Genomic DNA, 3,729 nt, shown 5'->3' on the forward strand with positions numbered 1-3,729 from the left:
GGGGCGGGGCTCGCCGGGAGGCAGCGGAGCGGAAAACACCTCCGTCCGGTCCACCACCGCGTCCCCACGGCCGCGGGCAACGAAGCGCGCCGCCAGCCGCCGGCCGAAGCGGAAGGGTTCACCGCGCCGCAGCCGGATCTCGAACCGCTGCGCCGCGTGGGTGGGCGACATGATGACCCCCGCGTCCGTCGCGGGCCGCTCCTGGGGCGCTTCGCCCGGCCGGCGCGCCGCGCGCAGGGACACGCCCGCGAGCTGTCCGTTGGGCGTGCGGGGAGAAAACTCCACCACGGCGTCCACGCCGCGCATCCCCGCCTCCGCCCACCCGGTCGCCGCCTCGCCGTCCGTGTTCATCACCAGCTGCAGCGTTCCGTCCAGCGCCTGCAGCGACACGGGGCGTTCCAGCACCAGCATCAGGTACACGCCCTCGGCGTCGTCGCGCACCCGCACCTCGCGCACGTCGGCATAGGGCGCGGGCGCGTCCGCCGGGTCCGATACGACCACGGGGGCGGCGCTCCACTCGTCGAACGCGCCGTCCAGCATCACCGGCGCGGCGGACTGCGCATCCGCGGCGGAGATGGCGAGGGCCGCGGCCAGCACGGAAGCCGCCGCCGTCCGCACGGGAATCCGGTGGATACGCATCATCCGCGCGTCTCCTCCCCGCTCGTGCGCGAACCGGGACGCGCGCCGCCGCCGTGGTCCGCCACGATCAGCCCGTCCGCCATCTCCACCCGCCGCCGCGCCCGTTCCGCCACGTGCGGATCGTGCGTGACGATGACCAGCGTGGCGCCGTCGGCGTTCAATCGCTCGAACAGGCTGATGATCTCGTCGCCCGTCCGGCGGTCCAGCTCGCCGGTGGGCTCGTCCGCAAAGATCACTTCCGGCCGGTTGCCCAGCGCCCGCGCGATGGCCACGCGCTGCTGCTCGCCGCCGGACAGGTGCGGCGGGCGGTGCGTGAGGCGGTGGCCCAGCCCCACGTAGTCCAGCAGTTCGCGCGCGCGGTCGCGCCGCTCGCGCCGGGCCATTCCCGCTTCCGCCATGGGCAGCTCCACGTTTTCCGACGCGGTGAGCACGGAGAGCAGGTGAAAGCGCTGAAAGATGAAGCCCACCTTGCGCAGCCGCAGCGCGGAACGGCGCCCCTCGTCCAGCGCGTAGATGGATTCGCCCAGCAGCGACACCGTTCCCGCCGTGGGCGGCTCGATCCCCGCCAGCGTGTTGAGCAGCGTGCTCTTGCCGCACCCGGACGGCCCCACCACCGCGACGTGCTCGCCGCGCGCCACGGTGAGGTCCACGCCGCGCAACGCGCGCACGGCGTCGGACTCGTACGGGTATTCCTTCAGCAGCCCGCGGGCTTCAATGACGGAGGACAAAAGGAGAGTGCGTGGGTGCTGGGTGCGTGAGTGCGATGTACGAAAGTACGAAAGTACGAAAGTACGAAAGTACGAAAGTGGCGCGGCTATTCGGCTTCTTCGCGCAGGGCGCGGCCCAGGGCGGTGCGGGCGGCGTTCCACCCGGGAACCAGCCCCGCCAGCGCGCCCACCGCGATCACGATCGCCATCGCCAGCGCCACGCGGCCGGCGTCCCAGGCAAAGAACGTCATCTTCGCGGGAATGCCGGGAAAGGACAGGAGGATGCGGTCCAGACGGCCCGCCATCCACAGCCCCAGCGGAAGCCCGATCAGGCATCCCGCTCCCGCCAGCACCAGCCCCTCGGTGACGATGGCCAGCATCACCCGCCGCCGCCGCACGCCGATGGCGCGAAGGGTGGCGATCTCGCCGAACCGCTCCCGCACGCCGATGGTGATGATGGTGGAAATCAGCAGCGCCGTCACCGCCAGCGCAATGCTCCCCAGGATGGTCGCCAGCTGCTGAAAGTAGAGCAGGCGCTTGTCCATCTCGGCCATCAGCTCGCGCGTGGAGTACGTCGACACCTCGGGCACCACCGCGCTGATCCGCTTCGCCACGTCGCCGTCGTCCACCCCCGCGTCCGCCGCCACGCCGAACAGCGAGACCTCGCCCGTGCGGCCGGTGACCTGCTGCACGTCGGCGATGGGCATGGCCACGGAGCGCTGGCCCGCGTAGTCGTACAGAAAGTCGGCCACGGCCGCCACCCGCCACGCCCGCGTCTGCCGCGCGCGGCCCAGCGACACGTCCAGGTCCGACGCCAGGCGGATGGTGTCGCCCACGCCCAGCCCCTCGTCGCGCGCCAGCGGCTCGCTCAGCACCACCTGGCCGGGGCCGGGCGCGGTGCCGGAGGTGATGCGGTACAGAAACTGGGAGGCGGGGTCCACGCCGGTGGTGAACAGCGGCTCGCCCGCGCTGTCGCCGCGGGCCAGGTAGAGCTGCGCCCCCAGCACCGGGGCCACGGCGCGCACCCCCGGCACCGCGCCGATCCGCCGCCCCACCTCGTCGCCCCCCGCGATCCCCGCCTCGCTGTCGAAGGGCAGGCTGCCGCGCGGGGTCACGCGGATGGCGTAGCCGCTCACGCCCAGCAGTTCGCCGAACGAGCCGGTGAGGCCCGAGGCGAGCATGGTCATGTCCAGCAGCAGCGCGGCCGACACCGCGATTCCCGCCAGCGCCAGCGCGGTGCGCCCGCCCCGGCGAAAGAGCGAGCGCAGAAAGGCGGATACGATCACCGCTGCCCCAGCTTCTGCGGAGCCACGCGCACCACCCGCCACGCCGCCAGCACGCCGGCCGTGGCACCCAGCACCAGCCCCAGCGCCGCCGCCAGCATCACGATGCGCGGCGTGACCAGGGCGAACTTGAGCGTGGTGTCGTACACGCTGGCGTAGTAGGCATTTACAATGCGCGCCACGAGCATCCCCAGCAGCCCGCCCATGACCGAGCCGATCACGGCGATGCCGATGGCCTCCAGGACGATGGCGCGGAACACCGTCCCCCGGCTCACCCCGATCAGCCGCAGCATCCCCATGTCGCGCTTGCGTTCATCCACCCGGATGATCATGACGCAGAGCAGAAAGATGGCGCTGGCCAGGATGGTGACGATGCCGATGGCGTCGTGAAAGCGCGACACGACGCGAAAGGTGGCGCTGGTCTGCTCGGCCAGCGCGGCGCTGCCGTACGCGCGCGTGCCGAACGCCGTGCTCTCGATCCACCGCGCGGCGGAATCGGCGTCCGCGCCGGGTCGCAGAACCACGGCAAAGCGGTCCACGCGGTCCTGTGCGGGGAGCATGGCTTCCAGGTCCGGGAGGTGCATGCGGACTTCAAAGTCGTTGCGCGCGATGCGGTTGGGGTCCGCCGCGCGCTCGAACACGCCCTGCACCACGAACGGGCGCGGCTGCGCGCTTCCCGCCAGCGCGCGCACGCGCACGGTGTCGCCCACGGCGAGCGGCACCGACTCCGCGAGCCGGCGCTCCAGCAGAATTCCAGGGGTCTGCGCGGGCGACGCGCCCAGCAGCCCCGCCATCATCATCGCGATCACGCGTTCCCTCCGCTGCCCGCAAACTAGCCCGGCGCGGCGTGCCGCGTCCAGCGGGGGCGGCTCCTTGCCCGCTCATCGCGCCGGAGCCGGGGACGTCATTCTGAAGGAGCGTGCGCCGCGCTTTCCCCGGCACCGCGTTCCTGCGCGACTGAAGAATCCCGGACCGAAGCATCCGCCGCGCCCGGTCCGGCGCGGCGTGCTCCAGCCTCTCCCGCCGCACCCGCAGCGTCCGAGCGCGGCGCGCAACCGGGCGTGCATGGGATGCGGTGGCGCGGGATTCTTCGGTCGCGC

General features: G+C 72.6%; 4 protein-coding genes. All 4 read right to left on the reverse strand.

Annotation, left to right across the window (positions count from 1 at the left end):
- On the reverse strand, positions 1-642 hold a 642-nt coding region (locus tag VF665_RS08925), incomplete at its 3' end, for a hypothetical protein (protein ID WP_331053068.1).
- The gene (locus VF665_RS08930) at positions 639-1,367 is read right to left on the reverse strand and encodes an ABC transporter ATP-binding protein (protein WP_331053069.1); all 729 of its coding nucleotides are present in this window, start codon (positions 1,365-1,367) and stop codon (positions 639-641) included. The genes VF665_RS08930 and VF665_RS08925, both read right to left, overlap by 4 nt.
- A gap of 86 nt (positions 1,368-1,453) precedes the next feature.
- Entirely contained in the window at positions 1,454-2,632 is a 1,179-nt protein-coding gene (locus VF665_RS08935) for an ABC transporter permease (RefSeq protein ID WP_331053070.1), read from the reverse strand.
- The gene (locus VF665_RS08940; RefSeq protein WP_331053071.1) at positions 2,629-3,429 is read right to left on the reverse strand and encodes an ABC transporter permease; all 801 of its coding nucleotides are present in this window, start codon (positions 3,427-3,429) and stop codon (positions 2,629-2,631) included. The genes VF665_RS08935 and VF665_RS08940 overlap by 4 nt, the downstream gene beginning before the upstream one ends.
- Between the last annotated feature and the right edge of the window lie 300 nt (positions 3,430-3,729).

This window comes from Longimicrobium sp., from assembly GCF_036387355.1.
Classification (GTDB): domain Bacteria; phylum Gemmatimonadota; class Gemmatimonadetes; order Longimicrobiales; family Longimicrobiaceae; genus Longimicrobium.

Coding starts and splice junctions, on each gene's coding strand:
- VF665_RS08940 (WP_331053071.1), bottom strand. CDS start 3,429: ATGATGATGGCGGGGCTGCTGGGCGCGTCGCCCGCGCAGACCCCTGGA.